Raw genomic sequence first — 18,424 nt, forward strand, 5'->3', positions numbered from 1 at the left:
CTTAATTCAAATACGCCAAGGCGTATTTGCGTCCAGATTTTTTTCGAGCCTTGCTCGAAAAGTTTCCTTTAAAAATCGCATGTGTCCGCCGAGGCTAATAACTTCCTTCAGCTTCCGCTGAAGAAAGTTATTAGTTTTCCTTTAACCAACGTGCAACATCTTTTGAATGATATGTAATAATTAGATCTGCTCCTGCTCGTTTCATTCCAGTTAGCATTTCCATGACGATTTCTTTTTCATTTATCCAACCGTTTTGGGCTGCTGCTTTGATCATCGAATATTCACCACTAACATTATAAGCAACAACTGGTGCATTAAAATGATTTTTAACATCGCGTACGATATCTAAATATGATAATGCTGGCTTGACGATTAAGAAATCTGCTCCTTCTTCAATATCAGATTCAGCTTCACGTAATGCTTCTAAACGGTTTGCATAATCCATTTGATAGGTTTTACGATCCCCAAACGAAGGAGTACTCCCGGCTGCATCACGGAATGGACCATAAAATGCAGATGAATACTTAACCGCATAGGACATAATTGGCACATTCTCAAAGCCCGCTTCGTCGAGGCCGTGGCGAATGGCTGTCACAAATCCATCCATCATGTTAGATGGTGCAATGATATCTGCACCTGCTTTTGCCTGACTTACAGCTGTTTTAGCTAATAATTCAAGTGAAGGATCATTTAGTACTTGTCCGTTCTCGATCACTCCACAATGACCGTGTGATGTATATTCACAAAGGCAAGTATCTGCAATCACGATTAGCTCTGGATGTTTTTCTTTTATTAACCGAGTCGCTTCTTGAACAATACCATGATTATGATAAGCCCCTGTACCGACTTCGTCTTTTTCATTAGGTACACCAAATAAAATCACTGACTTAATTCCTAATTCGACAATCTCATCTAATTCTTGTTGTAGTAAATCTAATGAAATATTGTAGACACCTGGCATTGAGGTAACTTCTGTTTTTTTATTTTCCCCTTCCACAATGAATAATGGGTAAATTAAATCATCGGTATGTAGATGTGTTTCACGAACTAATGCTCTCATGTTTGCGGATTGGCGTAATCTTCGATGTCTAGCAAATTGCAATTTCTCCATCTTTTATTCTCCTCCTTGAGCTTGTAAAAAATCAATGATTTCCGTTAGTAAATGGTCAATTGTGTAATTTATAGGACGAATATGAATCGGGATATGTAATTGCTCTGCCGCTTTGCTTGTTTCCGGTCCGATGCAAGCGAATAGTACATGCTTTGTCCAATCCTTCCACTCAGTTTGTTCCACCATTTTATAGAATTGCCTCACTGTAGATGGACTTGTAAAGGTTATAATATCAATTTGTTTTTCTTTTAAAAGCTCAATTAAACGTTCCTTTTCACAAGAATCTCCTGCTGTCTCATAGACAATTAAATCAGTAGCTAAAGCACCGCGTTTTGTTAGTTCATCGACTAAATAAGAACGTCCTAAATTCCCGCGAGCTAACAAAAAGTGGACGTCTTTCTTCACATACGGCCTTAAACTTTCATACAAACCTTCGGCGATAAATTCATCCGGAACCAACTCAGGATGATAGCCTTTAGCTATCAAGGCCTTTTCAGTTTTTGTACCTACAACAGCTATTTTAGGCATACTAAGTTTTTTACTTACTTTTTCCATTACTTGATCATAAAAATCAAAAAAGAAATCAACGCCATTTTTACTCGTAAATATCAACCACTCATATGTGTCTAAATTCTCTATTGTTTCTTCAATAAAACTTATATCATTTGGTTTTTGGAACGTTAGCAATGGAATTTCAATTGGAGTTCCACCGGCTGCCAAAATTTTCTTAGAAAATTCAGCAGCCGCACCTTTACCTCTTGTATTTAAGATCGTTTTCCCTAGAAGAGGTTGTTCGCCTTCCATTACTTGTTAAGCTCCTCTTTCACTTGATCAATTAACTCTTTTGCACCAAGGTCTGTTAGTTTTTTAGCTGCTTCAAGTCCCACTTCAATTGGATTTTTTCCATAAACTTGTTCCTTGTATATGATTTTACCATCAGGTGAGCCAACCAACGCTGTTAATGCTATTTCTTTATCATCTGACATCGTTGCATAAGCCGCAATTGGTACTTGGCAACCACCCTCCATTTTATGAAGGAAAGAACGCTCGGCAGAAACCGTGTTTTGCGTATATTCATCATTTAATTTTGACAATGCAAGCAAAATTTCGGTATCGTCTTCGCGGCATTCAATGGCAAGAGCACCTTGCCCAACTGCTGGTAAACAAACCTCTGGTTCCACAAATTCCGAGACTACATCGTCAGACCAACCCAATCGTTTTAAGCCTGCTGCAGCCAATACGATTGCATCGTAGTCTTCATTTTCTAGCTTTGCAAGTCTTGTATCGATGTTTCCACGAATCCATTTAATCTCGATATCATCTCTTTTTGCTAGGAGCTGTGCACTTCTTCGTAAGCTGCTTGTTCCTACAATAGCCCCACTAGGAAGCTTTTCAAAGGATACCTCTCCCTTCGAAATGATTACATCACGGTGGTCTTCACGCTTTGGAACACATCCGATAACAAGTCCTTCAGGTAACACAGCAGGCATATCCTTCATACTGTGGACAGCCATATCAATTTCCTTATCAAACAAGGCTTGTTCAATTTCCTTTACGAAAAGGCCTTTACCTCCAACCTTTGATAAAGTAACATCAAGGATTTTATCACCTTTTGTGACGATTTCTTTTACCTCAAATTCATAGGGAACACCAAGATTCTTAAGCTGCTGAATCACCCAGTTTGTTTGTGTAATCGCTAATTTACTTCTTCGAGAACCAACAATAATTTTTCTCATATATGCTCCTCCTGTCTATGTATGCCAAAAATGAAAACTCGATAAGCTTCCGAATAAAAAGAAATTAACAAGTAAAAGTAAAAATGCTCCTATATTCCAGTAGGCAATTGTTTTTCCTTGGAGCTTCTGAACAACCCGTTTATAAAGGTACCAAGCATAGATAACTAATACAAAAAAGGAACCTAACACCTTTGCATCGTAGAAATAAAAATTCTCAACTTTAATATAGGCCCATAGCACGCCTAATATAAGGGCTAATAAAAGCATGGGCACCCCAATTAGATTCAATACATAAGACATATGGTCAAGCTTCGATAAATCATCAAGTCGAAGAAGTCGTTTTCCCCATTTTTTCTTTTTCAACAAATTGTATTGAATTAAATAAAGGATTGAAAAAACAAAAGAAATTGAAAAAGCCCCATAAGAAAGAATCGCCATTGAGATGTGGATCATGAGCAACTCTGATATAAGTTGACTTTCCACCGCACTAGAACCATGCTGACCTGGAGCAAATGTATGTAAGGCCATAATGAAAAACCCTAATAAATTTGTAAAAAAAACGATGAAATCCACCCTCAAAAACTTGTTTAAAATTAAAGAGAGCGTAATCAAAACCCATGCATAAAAATAGAGCCCTTCAAACATCGACAATATCGGCAATCTACCTGTATGAAGCATTCTTGTGAGTAGAAAAATCGACTGAATTACCCATACAAATGCAAGTAACCAGAAGGCAAACTTGTTTACCTTCCGGTTATTATGAAGAAAGTCTATAAAATAAAGGAGGACACTTAAGGCATAGAGAATTACAGTAAACTCATGTAATCTCGTTACATTCATCTCTACCATATCGATTTTCCTCTCATTATGACTGTAGAGAAGGCTGCTGTCTATTGGCTACTACCTTGTTCACATTACTCTTTTCCTTTTGCATCCCATACTCAGAAACAACTGCTTCCTCTATATCAAAAATCTTCATAAAAAATGCTAGAGATTCATCTGCATTCGGCTGTGCAGCAAGTTCCTTTGCTTGTAAAATAGGATCTTTTAATAGTTGGTTAATGATGCTCTTCGTATGTTTGTTCAATACTTTTCTTTCACGCTCAGTAAGATTTGGCATTTTTCGTTCAATGCTTTCCATTGTTTCGGCCTGGATGGCTAATGCCTTATTGCGTAGAGCTGAAATGACTGGAACTACTCCTAAAGTATTCAGCCAATTCTTAAATTCAACAATCTCAGCTTCAATCATGAGTTCAATTTCTTCAGCTGCTACTTTGCGTTCTTGAAGATTGGCTTCCACAATTCCCTCTAAATCATCGATATCATATAAAAAGACACTTTCGAGGTCGGCAAGTGCTGGATCTAAGTCCCTTGGCACAGCAATATCGACCATAAATAAAGGACGGCCTTTTCTCATCCGTTCAACATCCTGCATCATGTCTTTTGTAATCACATAGCCCTTTGCACCTGTTGAACTAATCATAATGTCAGCGTCTACTAATGCACATTGTAATTCTTCAAATGCCTTTGCTTCACCTTGAAACTTTTCTGCTAGGATTTGTGCTTTTTCGAATGTACGATTCATAACTGTCACTTTGCCAACGCCTGAACCGTGTAGGTTTTGTACAGCTAATTCGCCCATTTTACCTGCACCCAAAATGAGAACATTTTTACCAGCAAGGTTACCAAATATTTTCTTAGCAAGTTCAACAGCTGCATAACTTACTGAAACGGCATTTGAACCAATTTCAGTTTCGGAATGGGCTCGTTTAGCTAATGTTATGGACTGTTTAAATAGGTGATTAAAAACAGTTCCTGTTGTCCCTTCTTCCTGTGCTGATAAAAAGCTTGAGCGGACTTGTCCAAGGATCTGAGTTTCACCAACAACCATTGAATTCAAACCACTTGTAACACGAAATAGGTGTTCTACAGCACCTTCATCTTCAACGATACTTAAATATGGTGTGATTTCCTCTTTGTCGATACCAAACCATTGTGAAAGGAAATCTTTAATATAGTAGCGTCCTGTATGGAGCTGGTCGACAACAGCATATATTTCTGTTCGATTACATGTTGAGACAATAATATTTTCTAGTATACTTTTCTTTCCTTTCAATTCTGACATAGCTTGTACAATGCCATCCGAATCAAAAGTTAATTTCTCACGTATTTCAACAGGGGCTGTTTTATAATTAAGACCGACCATTATTGTATGCAAATTTCCTCACCCCAACCTTTTAAATAATCAACTAGATATCAATTCGACAAAAACTATTACTATTATACCATGTACGATGTTAGTGATTTTCGAAAAAAGTGTGAACAGTTTTCAGGTAACCTGTGCTAAGATAAATTTATAATAAAATGAAATAATAAATGATTTATACATAAAGATAAGTAATAATGACTTCAACCGTTACATTAACAAAAAAACATTGGCAAATCAAGTAACTAGCACGGGGGACTATATGAAAAAAAATAATCTCTTTTCTGGTATCATCCTTGTCGGGATTGGTTGCTATCTCCTGCTTCAACAATTGGGCATACCAGTATTTACTAACTTCTATTCGTGGCAAACACTCGTTATCATTGTCGGGATTGCTTTTCTTCTACAAGCGTATGTTGAAAACAATCCAAGCAGTATCTTGCCTGGTGTCATTCTAGTTGGCTTTGGATTTCATTTTCATAGTATCAATCAACTTAGCTTTTGGCCGAAACAGCCAGGTACTTTATTGTTCATAGTTAGCCTAGGAATGCTGTTTACATATTTTAAGACGAAAAATGGACTATTCCATAGCGTCGTTCTGTTAATTGTTTCGCTATTGTTTCTCAATTATGGTCGATTTATAAGCTGGTTGGGATTCTTAGAAGGCGGATTTTCATTCATTTTGGACTATTGGCCCCTTCTCCTTGTCGGAATAGGCTTTTATTTATTATTCATTAAGAAAAAGTAAATTATACCAAAACCGCAAATACCCACGAAAAGCAAATTTCGTGGGTATTTATTTACAAAAAAGTATCCCAAAGTCAGTTCCTTTGAGATACCTGCTTTCCTTATAGTATTGAGTTCAGAAAATCCTTTGTTCGTTGTTCTTTTGGATTTTCAAAAATATCCTTTGGATGTCCTTCCTCGACTATCTTTCCATCATGCATATATAGGACGCGGTCTGCCACCTCTTTCGCAAACCCCATTTCATGAGTAACAACGACCATCGTCATTCCTTCGTTCGCTAATTGCTTCATAGTATTGAGTACCTCCCCAACCAATTCCGGGTCGAGTGCAGATGTTGGTTCATCGAATAACATGATTTCAGGTTTCATTGCCAATGCTCTAGCAATTGCAACACGTTGCTTTTGCCCACCTGACAATTTAGAAGGATACACATTCACTTTATCAGCCAATCCTACTTTTTCAAGTAGCTCCTTGGCCTGTCGGGTAGCTTCTTGTTTTGGCATCTTTTTTACATGTGTTGGAGCCTCTATGACATTATCTAGAACTGTCATATGGGGAAAGAGATTAAAATGCTGAAATACCATTCCTACCCGTTGACGAATTTCATTTAAATTATGACTATCAGACTCTATTTTTTCCTCTTTAATGATAATTTCTCCACTTTCCTTGATTTCTAAAAAGTTCAAACATCGAAGCAATGTACTTTTACCAGATCCACTAGCTCCAATCAAACAAACGACTTCACTTTCCTTTACGGTCATGTTTATATTTTTTAATACATGTAAGTCACCGAACGATTTATTTAACTCAACAATCTTAATCATTTCCTTCTTGGCCATATCTTTCACCTTCCTTATTTATCGCTAGCAGCCAATTTTTTCTCGAGCATTCCAACTAAAATAGTAAAGATCAGGACGAGGATTAAATAATAAATAGCAACGATAAGCAAATAGGTCATATAATCAAAATCATTTGAGCCTAATGTTGTCGATACATTAAAGAGCTCATTTAAGCCAATAAATGCCGCAAGTGAGGAGTCCTTCAATGCAATAATAAATTGATTTCCAAGGGGTGGTATTGCTCTACGAAAAGCTTGGGGAAGGATGATTCTTCGCATTGTTAAAATCCTACTCATCCCTAAGGATTGACCTGCTTCCATTTGACCACTATCAATCGATTGAATAGCTCCACGAAAAATTTCAGCAATATATGCCCCATTATGGAATGCCAACCCTAAGGTTACAGACCAAAACATAGATATATCTAAAGCTGATAAACCAAAATAAAAGACGAAAATTTGTACAATTAATGGGGTCCCTCTTACTAAATATATATATAAATCTGCAATCCGCACTAAGATGGTTTTCCCCGAGATTTTGAAGAATGAGAAAAGCAATCCGATTATAACTGCGATTAATACAGCAACAATCGTTACCTGTACTGTGATAAGCATTCCTTTTAGAAACACTGGGTATGATTCAATCAACTGCTCGAGGACATGACTTAATTTAGGCAATTTTCACTCAACTCCTTTAGAAAAAGAAACGAATGCGTAGGAAAAACACATTCGTTTCGATGATGTTTTTTTATTCTTCTGGGTTTGTTGTTATATCTTCTTTGAAGTATTTTTCGCTTATTTCTTTCAACGTTCCATCTTCTCTAAGCTTTTCTAGTGCTTCATTGATTTTTTTCAATAATTCTTCATTATCCTTTGCTACTGCAATTGCTTGCTCACTCAATCCAAGAATATCTTTGCCTTCAATTTCTACTCCGTTCCCGATCGCTTCTTTACCTGTTAAGAAGTCAGTAATAACAGCATCATGTTTCCCAATCGCCAAAGCCTCTAATGCAGTTACATCACTGTCATATTGAATCACATTCCCTGTTACCTCTTGTGCCATTTTTGCATATGTAGAGCCTTTTGAAACGGCAATTTCCAAATCCTTCAGATCTTCTAGGCTCCCGACATCACTATCAGGCCTAACAAATATTTGCGGCCCTGAATAATAATATGGTGTTGAGAAATTAACATGCTCAGCACGTTCATCTGTAATCGTATGGCTAGCAACCGCAGCATCAAACCTGCCTGTCTTCACACCTTCTACAATACTGTTAAATTTAAACCTCTTTTGATTAGTCTCTAGTCCTAGCTCCTTCGCAATTGCCTCCGCCACATCAATATCAAAGCCAGTCATAACCCCGCTTCCATCTGTAACGCTAAATGGATTGTACTCACCCGATGAAGCAAACGTAAACTTCCCGTCCTCTACTAATTCCATGCCACCTGAAGATGACTTTTCACTTCCACAAGCACTCAAAACACCGAAAACCAAAAGTAAAATGAATAAAGATACATATCCCTTTTTCACCGCTGTTCCCCCCTTTTTTTATTCCTATTAAAAATTGTGACGAAATTCTTCTAGTAGAGAATACCCTATCATTCCTTATATACTTTATTAGTCCAAACCCTTACTTATAACCTAATCGGTAAAATTACCCTTAAATCACCCTGCTTCACCATATTCTCTAAAGATTCGCAAAGTAGTTCATTAAAAAAACAGCTAAAGCAGGCGCTTTAGCTGTTTTTTTATTTCATATACGATTGTAAAACGGCCCAGGCTTCATCTTTCCCTAAACCCGTTTCTGATGAAAATTTGATGAGATGGTCATTTGGGTCAAGGTCCAATGTTTCACGAACCACCTTCAGATGTTTATCCCATTTTCCTTTTGGAATTTTATCTGCCTTTGTCGCAATCACAACAACTGGTATTTCGTAATGCTTTGCAAAATCATACATGAGAACATCATCACTAGTTGGTGAGTGACGTAAATCAACGATGAGAACAACCGCTTTTAGTGGTTCACGCGTTGTTAAATACGTCTCAATCATTTTCCCCCATGCTTCTCTTTCTTTTTTAGACACCTTAGCATATCCATAGCCTGGAACATCCACAAAATACAGTAATTCATTTATTAGGAAAAAGTTTAAGGTTTGTGTTTTACCTGGCTTTGACGATGTACGAGCTAATGCTTTACGATTGAGCATTTTATTGATAAACGATGATTTTCCAACATTCGAACGCCCTGCCATCGCAAATTCAGGTAAATCTCCTTCAGGATATTGTTCTGGTCTAACGGCACTTATAACGATTTCTGAACTTGTTACTTTCATTTTTTCTCCTCGATTAACGCATGTTTTAGGACTTCATCTAAATGGGAAACCGGAACAAATTCCACATCTTCCCTCACACTTTCAGGTATATCCTCTAGATCCTTTTCGTTTTCCTTTGGAAATAGGATTTTCGTTAACCCAGCACGATGTGCACTTAGTGATTTTTCCTTCAATCCACCAATTGGTAGAACACGTCCTCTTAATGTAATCTCACCAGTCATTCCTACTTCCTTGCGAACAGCTCTTCCGGTTAAAGCCGAAATAAGTGCAGTTGCGATTGTAATACCCGCCGAAGGTCCATCCTTAGGAACAGCACCTTCTGGAACGTGAATATGGATATCATTTTTCTCATTAAAATCTGGATCAATCTTTAACTCTTCTGCTTTAGATCGAATAAAACTAAATGCTGCTTGAGCAGATTCCTTCATAACATCCCCAAGCTTTCCAGTAAGAACAAGCTTTCCTTTCCCTGGTGCTAAGGAAACCTCGATTGAAAGTGTATCTCCACCGAATACTGTATAGGCTAGCCCAGTAGCTACACCCACTTGATCTTCGATTTCTGCTTGACCATAGCGAAATACCTGCTTGCCTAAAAATTCAACAACATTCTTATCCGTTATGACAATGCGTTTTCTTTCACCGGACACAATAATTTTAGCAACCTTACGACAGATTTTCGCAATTTGACGTTCAAGTCCACGAACCCCTGCTTCCCTCGTGTAATAGCGAATTATGTTTAGCAGGGCATCCTCACGAATTTGTAATTTTCCTTTTGTTAATCCATGCTCTTCAAGCTGTTTTGGTAATAAATGATCCTTAGCAATATGAACCTTTTCAAGCTCAGTGTAACCTGCGATTGTAATAATTTCCATGCGATCTCGAAGTGGACCAGGAATAGTAGCCAAATTATTCGCTGTCGCAATAAACATAACCTTTGATAAATCATAAGGCTCTTCAATAAAATGGTCACTGAAATTAAAGTTTTGCTCAGGATCCAATACTTCAAGCATAGCTGATGAAGGATCTCCTCTGAAGTCATTTGACATTTTATCAATTTCATCTAATAAAAAGACCGGATTGATTGTGCCTGCTTTTTTCATCCCTTGGATAATTCGACCAGGCATTGCCCCGACATAAGTTCTACGATGTCCTCTAATTTCAGATTCATCACGAACTCCGCCAAGCGAAATTCGCACGAAATTTCGTCCAAGTGATTTTGCTACTGATTTAGCTAAAGATGTTTTACCGACCCCAGGAGGTCCTGCTAAACAGAGAATAGGTCCCTTCAAGGAATTTGTCAGCTGTTGAACTGCTAAGTATTCAAGGACTCTTTCTTTGACCTTATCAAGTCCAAAATGGTCTTTCTCTAGTATTTCTTCCGCACGATGAATATCTAGACGATCTTCCGTTGCATTTGTCCATGGCAATGCTAAAAGCCATTCAATATAATTCCGTATTACTGCACTTTCTGCAGATGTTTGCGGAATTTTTTCATAACGGTCTAGTTCCTTTAATGCGACTTCCTTTATATGCTCGGGCATTCCTGCTGCTTCAATTTTTTCTTTGAGTGAGGATACTTCGCCTGTTTTACCTTCTTTATCCCCTAATTCCTTTTGGATTGCCTTCATTTGTTCTCGAAGATAGTATTCTTTTTGAGTTCTTTCCATTGAACGCTTAACACGTTGGCCAATTTTCTTTTCGAGACTTAAGACTTCTTTTTCATTATTAATGATGGTAATCACTTTATTCATTCTCTCACGAACATCAATCGTTTCAAGAATTTCCTGCTTTTCTTGAAGTTTAAGAGGAATATGAGAGGCAATGATATCTGCCATTCTTCCTGGTTCTTCAATATCCGTTACAGAAGTGTATGTTTCGGTTGAGATTTTCTTAGAAAGCTTTATGTATTGTTCGAAATACTCAAGCATCATCCGCATGAGTGCTTCTGCTTCGACATCCTTTGTCTCGTCTTCTTCAAATGTTTTTACTTTCACTGAATAAAAGCTGTCATTGTCATAGACTTCTTTTATTTCCGCACGGTAAAGTCCTTCAACTAGTACTCGTATTGTGCCATTTGGAAGCTTAAGCATTTGTTTTACTTGGGTTAATGTTCCTATGTTATAAATATCATCCTTTGTCGGATCGTCAATTGCCACATCTTTTTGGGTAGTTAAAAAAATGATATGGTCTTCTACCATTGCTTTTTCCAATGCTTGCACAGATTTGTCACGGCCAACATCTAGATGCAAAACCATTGTTGGATACACAAGCAATCCGCGAAGTGGTAAAAGAGGAACAATGATTTCTTTTTTTCTTGTCATTGTCAAAACACCTCAAAATCGTATATAGTTCTTAAATGTAAATTTTATCTTATTTGAAAGCTAGTGTCTATTTTAGCGAATTTTTCTTTTAGAAAACAGAAACAAAAAAAGACTTCGACGCTCTTTATTAGTATGTCGAAGTCTTTCTAAATTATCAAATGCGCCTTGGTGTATTTGCGTATTTGCGTCCAGATTTTTTTCGGGTAAGCCCGAAAAGTTTCCTTTGAAAATCGCATGTCTCAGCCGGAAGCTTTAACTTTATTCAGCAGAGACTCGGCTGAATAAAGTTAAACTGACTCAGTTTTTGAATAGTTTGTTGAGGCCGGAATAATGGATTGCTTGGACTTCTTTTGGCGTTCAGGTGTTTCGATTGCGATTTCAAATACCTCTTCAAGGTTTGTAACTGGAATAATTTCTATCCCTTCAATTTCCATTAAGATGGATTGCATATTCTCTTCTGGAATGATGACCTTTTCTGCTCCGGCTAGTTTAGCTGCCTTTATTTTCGGTACCACTCCACCGATCGGTTTTACATTCCCATGAATGCTGATTTCCCCTGTCATTGCAACCTTATGATCAACAGGGAACTTATGAATAGCTGAATAAATACCTGTGGCCATCGCAATCCCAGCAGATGGTCCATCAATTGGAATTCCGCCTGGGAAGTTTACATGAATATCATAATCATGTGCTGGCACACCCATTGAACGAAGTACTGTAATCACATTTTCAATCGAGCCCTTTGCCATACTTTTTCTTCGAACTGATTTTCCACGGTCTCCAATACTTTCTTCTTCCACAATACCCGTTATGTTAATCGTTCCTTTATCTTTGGCAGGAATGACAGTTACCTCAATTTCTAACAGCGCCCCGGTATTCGGTCCATAAACCGCTAAGCCGTTTACAAGTCCGACTCTTGCACTTGGATAAATCTTTTTATCATAGCGTGGTGTTAACTGGCTGGAATGAAGCACCCATTCAATATCTTCATCCTTAATAAAATCACGATCCTCTGAAATTGCGATACCCGCTGCGATTTGAACCATGTTGACGACTTCACGTCCATTGCGTGCATAGGATGCAAGTGTCGATATTCCTTTCTCCGTTGCTTGCATACCTACTTTATCAAGCGCCTTTCTAGTTACAATTGCTAATTCATCCTGATCCAATTCACGGAAAAACACCTCAAGACAACGTGAACGAATGGCAGGCGGTAGTTCATTTGGTGTTCTCGTTGTTGCACCAATCATCCGAAAATCAGCTGGTAATCCATTTTTAAAAATATCATGTATATGTGTAGGAATTTGCGTATTTTCCTCACTGTAATAAGCACTTTCTAGAAACACCTTGCGATCCTCTAACACTTTAAGCATTTTATTCATTTGAATCGGATGAAGCTCACCTATTTCATCAATGAACAGTACCCCGCCATGTGCATGTGTTACCGCACCAGGCTTTGGCTGCGGAATACCTGCTTGCCCCATTGCACCTGCACCCTGATAAATTGGATCATGAACAGAGCCAATTAAAGGGTCGGCAATTCCACGCTCATCAAATCTTGCAGTTGTTGCATCTAGTTCTACAAAAACAGCTGACTGCTTAAATGGTGACTTTGCATTTCGTTTTGCTTCCTCCATCACTAGTCGAGCCGCTGCTGTTTTCCCTACTCCAGGTGGTCCATAAATGATGACATGTTGGGGATTTGGTCCACATAGTGCGGCCTTTAATGACTTAATGCCATCTTCTTGGCCAACGATATCTGAAAAACTAGTTGGTCGTACTCGCTCAGCTAGAGGTTCTGTTAAGGAAATGGATCTCATTTTCCGAAGTTGCTCCATTTCTTTTCTAGACTCTTTATCTATAGATACCTTTTGAGTTCGCTGGTTTTTAAGGAGATTCCAAAAATAAAGCCCGATGATTACTCCAAAGAATAGCTGTACGAATAAAACTATACCTGTCCAACTCATATTATTCCTCCTGCTCGCAAAGATAGACTACTATCAGTTATTATCTCCTGAGTATAGGTGGAATAAACCATTTTCGATGGATTTTTGAATGGACGAATTGAATAATTTGGGTGATTGTAGGGCCCAGATTGGGTCTTGATAGGGTATATCGGCGATAATTTGGTTCTATCGGCGTTATTTTGATTCTATCGTCGATAATCCAGTTCTATCGACGATAAATCGATTCTAACGGCGTTATTCCTTCTCAATCGACGTTAGTAAACATAAAAAATCCCGAGGTCATCTGACCTCGGGATTTTCGTGTTATGCGGAGATTTCTGTATTCTCAACAATTGTTCCATCGTCCAAAAGAAGTTTTGGCGATGTATTTTTGGAAACTGTTTCCGCTGTAATGATACATTTTTTAATATCGTCTCTTGATGGAAGATCGAACATTACATCAAGCATGATTGCTTCGATAATGGAGCGTAATCCACGTGCTCCTGTTTTACGCTCAATTGCTTTTTTCGCAATTTCTATAAGGGCATCCTCTTCGAAATCTAACTCAACTTCATCTAACTCAAGCATTTTTTGATACTGCTTCACTAGGGCATTTTTAGGCTTTGTTAAAATTTCAACTAGCGCATCCTCATCAAGAGGCTCGAGGCTTGCGATAACTGGAAGACGTCCAATAAATTCAGGAATTAATCCAAATTTTAATAAATCTTCTGGTAATGATTTTGAAAGTAAAGATTTTTGGTCTAATTCTTCTTCAACCACATTTGAACCAAATCCAATTACCTTTTTACCAAGACGACGCTTAATGATTTGTTCAATTCCATCAAACGCTCCACCACAAATAAATAAGACGTTTGTCGTATCAATTTGAATAAACTCTTGATGTGGATGCTTTCTTCCACCTTGTGGAGGCACACTTGCAACAGTTCCTTCAAGAATTTTTAAAAGAGCTTGCTGCACACCTTCACCAGAAACATCTCTTGTGATAGAAGGGTTTTCCGATTTACGTGCTACTTTATCAATTTCATCGATATAAATGATGCCTTTTTCTGCTTTCTCTACATCATAATCAGCTGCTTGGATTAGCTTTAAAAGAATGTTTTCTACATCTTCTCCAACATATCCAGCCTCAGTTAATGAGGTTGCATCAGCAATGGCAAATGGCACATTTAAAATACGCGCCAAGGTTTGAGCGAGTAATGTTTTACCACTTCCAGTTGGCCCAATCATACAAATATTACTCTTAGACAATTCAACATCATCAATTTTGCTGTTTGAATTGATACGCTTATAGTGGTTATACACAGCAACAGCTAAAGATTTCTTTGCTGAGTCTTGACCAATTACATATTCATCTAGAATTTCTCTTATTTCTTTTGGTTTCGGTACATCTTTAAATTCAACTTCTTCTTCTGTACCTAGTTCCTCTTCAACGATTTCAGTACATAGCTCGATACATTCATCGCATATATAAACGCCAGGTCCTGCAACTAACTTACGAACCTGATCTTGCGTTTTTCCACAAAAAGAACATTTAAGTTGCCCTTTTTCATCGTTAAATTTAAACATCATGTCACCCCTTATTTGTTTCTTCTCTCTGCAATGAGCCAAATTTCTATTTAATTAGGCAGTCTTGTTTGAACCTAGGCCCCATACCATCAGTTCGAAATTACTTATTAGTTATGTATTGCACATTGTACCATATTTCTTCTTTAGATTGGTAATAATTACGCTCATGTTTCTTATGTAAGTATGTTTGATTGGAAAACGCCTAGTAAAACGTGTAAAGTTCGCCCTCCTTTTAATTGTTCCCATATTCGTTAGAATAAAACTACTACCAAATACTTATTGTATGTACTACTTCCGTGTTTTGGGTATAAAACAAGGCACGATCATATCGCGCCTTGATATTCCCTTATTTAATATTATGCAACACTTTTGCTATTTTCTACAAGAAAATCGATTGCTTTTCTTATTTTTAAATCTTCAGTTACTCCATCTAAGCCACCAAGCATTTGCTTAATCTCATCAGTAGAAACTCCGTACATGCTTGACATGCTTTCAAGTTCTGCATTAATTTCTTCTTCAGTAACCTCGATGTTCTCAGCTTTTGCAATTGCTTCAAGTGTTAAGTTAACACGAACGCGTTTGCCAGCATCTTCTTTCATTTGTTCACGTAATGCATTTTCATCTTGACCTGAGAATTGGAAGTAAAGATCAAGATTCATACCTTGCATTTGTAAACGCTGTTCGAATTCACGAAGCATGCGGTCTAATTCAGTATTAATCATCGCCTCTGGAATATCGATTTCTGCATTTTCAGATGCTTTTTCGATTAAAGTATCTTTAAGGCTATTTACAGCATCATTCTTTTTAGTTTCTTCTAAACGAGTTCTTGTTTTAGCTTTTAGTTCTTCTAATGTTTCCACTTCATCGTCTACATCTTTTGCAAACTCATCATCTAATTCAGGAAGTTCTTTTCCTTTGATTTCGTGAACTTTTACTTTAAATGTTGCTGGCTTACCTGCTAAATTTTCAGCATGGTACTCTTCTGGGAATGTAACTTCCACATCTTTTTCAGCTCCAGCTGCAACACCAACTAATTGCTCTTCGAAACCTGGGATGAATGAACCTGAACCAATATCTAATGAATAGTTTTCAGCTTTTCCACCTTCGAATGCTTCTCCATCAACGAAGCCTTCGAAATCAATTACAACAGTGTCGCCATCTTCTACAGAACCTTCTTCTTTAACAACAAGCTCTGCATTGCGCTCTTGTAATTGCTTGATTTCTGCATCAACATCTTCGTCAGTTACTGTATCATCAAGTTTTTCCACTTCTAGACCTTTGTAGTCGCCAAGTTTAACTTCTGGTTTAATAGTTACTTTTGCAGTGAAAATAACGTTTTTACCTTTTTCAATTTGCTCAACGTCAACTTCTGGACGGTCAACTGGCTCAATTCCAGTTTCTTTAATTGCATTTTCATATGCATCTGGAAGAATAATATCTAATGCATCTTGGTATAGTGATTCAACTCCAAAACGCTTTTCGAACATTCCACGAGGCATTTTACCTTTACGGAATCCAGGTACGTTCACTTGCTTAACTACCTTTTTGAATGCATCGTCAAGTCCTTGGTTAAATGTTTCAGCGTCAACTTCAATAGTTAAGACACCTTGGTTTCCTTCTAATTTTTCCCACTTTGCGGACATAATTCTTTCCCTCCAACTATCTATTTACTAACTATTTTTTCCGATATGTAAATTTGATAACTATTACCATATGTAGGTAACCTAGCATTTTACAACCATTATATTATAACATAGAATAGGCACCTTTCAACATATAGAATATGATTATATTGTTAGAAAGTTTACCCAACTAATCTATATTATAAAATGTCGAGTTGCTACTTTTTTATTCAATATAAGAAAAACGCTCTACCTTTTCTATGTTTTCAAGGGTGTGTTTTAGTTCAAACAAACCTACACCATACATTTGCTCAAGTGTTTGATTCTCGATCTCTATTCCATGTAATTCAGCACTATATAAATGTAGAGCAGCTGCATACATGGAAGGCTCCTCCTTCTCCAATGTGAATGGATAGAGAACAAAAAGATGCTGAAGCCAAATTTCTTTTGCTGTTTCGTAAAGGGTAGGATTCTCATTTTGCAATTGCTCGTCTAAAATTGATAGAACCTGTATTGTAAAAGGAGACATTGATGGGTCGACAAGCATTAAAGGGTTTATCTTTATTGTCTCACCAAATTTCTCTACCTCTACCTCAAGGTCTACCTGATTTGTAACAAGCAACTGGATAAGGATTGTTTTTACAACTGGATGTTTCTCAGGTATAGTTAAAAACGGCACGAGAACATCAAGGTATTTTCGTATATTGAGTTCCTTCAAGGATTGAATTATGGCTAATTGATTTCCAACAATCCCTTCATTATATAAGACGTTTTGAAGCTGTTCCTTTATATCCTCATTTGAGTATTCAGATTCTTGTTCCACCCCATCTGTAACAAGCATTCGTTTACTTAGCTCAAGCAACTGAGATAGATTGTCCAAATACCCAGGAGGAATTGCATCTTCGTCAAGCACCGCCTCAATTGTTGTTTTGACTTCATCATATTGTCCGAGTTGGATAAGGATTGTCACATAAATTTGCAGGACGTGAAAATAATCCCCGACATCCTCTTTTAACATCACTAAACAATTCTCTTTTGCTTGCTCTAATTCTCCCAACTCAAAAAGACAAATTACAATACCTAGCTCTATTTCATGGTTACCTATTTCAAGCTCCTTGGCTTGTTTCAAAAATGTTAGAGCCTCATTAAATTTTTTATTCGTTAAAGCTTCATGTCCTTTTTCCATCAATCTTTCTTTAAGCTTAGGAAAAGGAATAATTTTATCCTGATTCTTACCTTTTGGCTGTTTATCCATAGAGTTTTTCCAACCCCAAACTCGTTTTTCTACTTGAGTTATAAGTTTACCAATGAAAAAAAGAGAATACAATAGGGTGTTCCGATAGATGCAAAAAAATAGACAAAGTCGAGAATGACTTTGTCTATAAGTTTAGTTCGCAGTTTTAAGTTCGTGTTCCTTTATTTGTTGCTCATAGGCTAGTGTTTTATCAATCTCATCCCAACCATTAATCAACATTTCCTTCCAATGCGAATCAATTGAGAATTCTGTTTTAAATCCTTTTGAGTCGATAATTGTTTGTTCCTCTAAAGAAATGGTACATTCAAAATTAGCATCATTTGCTTCCTTTAAAAAATACTCAATTACACTCTTTTCTAAAACGATTGGAACCATTCCGTTCTTTAAGCAGTTATTATAGAAAATATCGGCAAAAGAAGGAGCAAGAATTGCTTTAAATCCATAGTCTTGTAATGCCCATGGTGCATGCTCACGTGAAGAGCCACACCCAAAGTTTTCATTCACAACCAGAATGGAGACACCTTCGTTTTCTTTACGATTTAATTCAAAATTTGGATTTAGGCTTCCATCAGCTTCAAAGCGCCAATCGAAAAAGGCATATTTCCCAAACCCAGTTCTTTCAATACTCTTTAAAAATTGCTTTGGAATAATTTGGTCTGTATCGACATTGTTTCGATCCATTCCAGCAACTTTACCAGTATGTGTGATAAATGGTTCCATG

The 18,424-nt window shown here is 37.3% G+C and carries 16 protein-coding genes; 1 reads left to right on the forward strand and 15 read right to left on the reverse strand.

Annotated features, from left to right (window positions below; all coding sequences use genetic code 11):
* Positions 1–130 precede the first annotated feature (130 nt).
* The 5 genes from hemB to hemA are packed head-to-tail and all read right to left on the reverse strand — an operon-like array spanning position 131 to position 5,065.
* The gene (hemB, locus tag V7097_RS08485; protein WP_335703167.1) at positions 131–1,111 is read right to left on the reverse strand and encodes a porphobilinogen synthase; all 981 of its coding nucleotides are present in this window, start codon (positions 1,109–1,111) and stop codon (positions 131–133) included.
* Between the two features lie 3 nt (positions 1,112–1,114).
* Positions 1,115–1,915, reverse strand: coding sequence for a uroporphyrinogen-III synthase (locus V7097_RS08490; RefSeq protein WP_335703168.1), 801 nt, complete (start codon positions 1,913–1,915; stop codon positions 1,115–1,117).
* Complete coding sequence (gene hemC, locus V7097_RS08495; protein ID WP_335703169.1) at positions 1,915–2,847, reverse strand: hydroxymethylbilane synthase; 933 nt, start codon at positions 2,845–2,847, stop codon at positions 1,915–1,917. The genes V7097_RS08490 and hemC overlap by 1 nt, the downstream gene beginning before the upstream one ends.
* A gap of 15 nt (positions 2,848–2,862) precedes the next feature.
* Positions 2,863–3,696 carry a cytochrome C assembly family protein gene (locus tag V7097_RS08500; protein WP_335703170.1) on the reverse strand — a complete coding sequence of 278 codons (834 nt, stop codon included), beginning with the start codon at positions 3,694–3,696 and terminating at the stop codon, positions 2,863–2,865.
* Between the two features lie 16 nt (positions 3,697–3,712).
* Positions 3,713–5,065, reverse strand: coding sequence for a glutamyl-tRNA reductase (gene hemA / locus V7097_RS08505; RefSeq protein ID WP_335703171.1), 1,353 nt, complete (start codon positions 5,063–5,065; stop codon positions 3,713–3,715).
* A 250-nt stretch (positions 5,066–5,315) separates the two neighbouring features.
* Between hemA and V7097_RS08510 the strand changes: the two genes are divergently transcribed.
* The gene (locus V7097_RS08510) at positions 5,316–5,801 is read left to right on the forward strand and encodes a LiaI-LiaF-like domain-containing protein (protein ID WP_335703172.1); all 486 of its coding nucleotides are present in this window, start codon (positions 5,316–5,318) and stop codon (positions 5,799–5,801) included.
* 100 nt (positions 5,802–5,901) lie between these two features.
* On the opposite strand, the gene V7097_RS08515 is transcribed toward V7097_RS08510, so the two are convergent.
* The 10 genes from V7097_RS08515 to leuD form a co-directional block, all read right to left on the reverse strand.
* Positions 5,902–6,639 carry an amino acid ABC transporter ATP-binding protein gene (locus tag V7097_RS08515; protein WP_335703173.1) on the reverse strand — a complete coding sequence of 246 codons (738 nt, stop codon included), beginning with the start codon at positions 6,637–6,639 and terminating at the stop codon, positions 5,902–5,904.
* A gap of 14 nt (positions 6,640–6,653) precedes the next feature.
* Positions 6,654–7,316: an amino acid ABC transporter permease gene (locus tag V7097_RS08520; RefSeq protein WP_335703174.1), complete on the reverse strand. Its 663-nt coding sequence runs from the start codon at positions 7,314–7,316 to the stop codon at positions 6,654–6,656.
* A gap of 70 nt (positions 7,317–7,386) precedes the next feature.
* Positions 7,387–8,169 carry a transporter substrate-binding domain-containing protein gene (locus V7097_RS08525; protein WP_335703175.1) on the reverse strand — a complete coding sequence of 261 codons (783 nt, stop codon included), beginning with the start codon at positions 8,167–8,169 and terminating at the stop codon, positions 7,387–7,389.
* Positions 8,170–8,387: 218 nt separating this feature from the next.
* Positions 8,388–8,972 (reverse strand): ribosome biogenesis GTP-binding protein YihA/YsxC, encoded by a 585-nt coding sequence (gene yihA, locus V7097_RS08530; RefSeq protein ID WP_335703176.1) that lies wholly within the window; start codon positions 8,970–8,972, stop codon positions 8,388–8,390.
* Positions 8,969–11,293 carry an endopeptidase La gene (gene lon, locus V7097_RS08535; protein WP_335703177.1) on the reverse strand — a complete coding sequence of 775 codons (2,325 nt, stop codon included), beginning with the start codon at positions 11,291–11,293 and terminating at the stop codon, positions 8,969–8,971. Before lon ends, yihA begins: the two co-directional genes overlap by 4 nt.
* Before the next feature lie 287 nt (positions 11,294–11,580).
* Positions 11,581–13,260 (reverse strand): ATP-dependent protease LonB, encoded by a 1,680-nt coding sequence (gene lonB, locus V7097_RS08540; protein ID WP_335703178.1) that lies wholly within the window; start codon positions 13,258–13,260, stop codon positions 11,581–11,583.
* 303 nt (positions 13,261–13,563) lie between these two features.
* Positions 13,564–14,826, reverse strand: coding sequence for an ATP-dependent protease ATP-binding subunit ClpX (gene clpX / locus V7097_RS08545; protein ID WP_335703179.1), 1,263 nt, complete (start codon positions 14,824–14,826; stop codon positions 13,564–13,566).
* A gap of 356 nt (positions 14,827–15,182) precedes the next feature.
* A complete protein-coding gene (gene tig / locus V7097_RS08550) occupies positions 15,183–16,469 on the reverse strand; it encodes a trigger factor (RefSeq protein WP_335703180.1) in 1,287 nt (428 codons plus the stop codon).
* Between the two features lie 205 nt (positions 16,470–16,674).
* On the reverse strand, positions 16,675–17,703 hold the full coding sequence (locus tag V7097_RS08555) for a tetratricopeptide repeat protein (protein ID WP_335703181.1): 1,029 nt from the start codon (positions 17,701–17,703) through the stop codon (positions 16,675–16,677).
* A gap of 132 nt (positions 17,704–17,835) precedes the next feature.
* Complete coding sequence (gene leuD / locus V7097_RS08560) at positions 17,836–18,423, reverse strand: 3-isopropylmalate dehydratase small subunit (protein ID WP_335703182.1); 588 nt, start codon at positions 18,421–18,423, stop codon at positions 17,836–17,838.
* Between the last annotated feature and the right edge of the window lies 1 nt (position 18,424).

This window comes from Bacillus sp. JJ1562 (assembly GCF_036962705.1).
Lineage (GTDB): Bacteria > Bacillota > Bacilli > Bacillales > Bacillaceae_L > Ferdinandcohnia.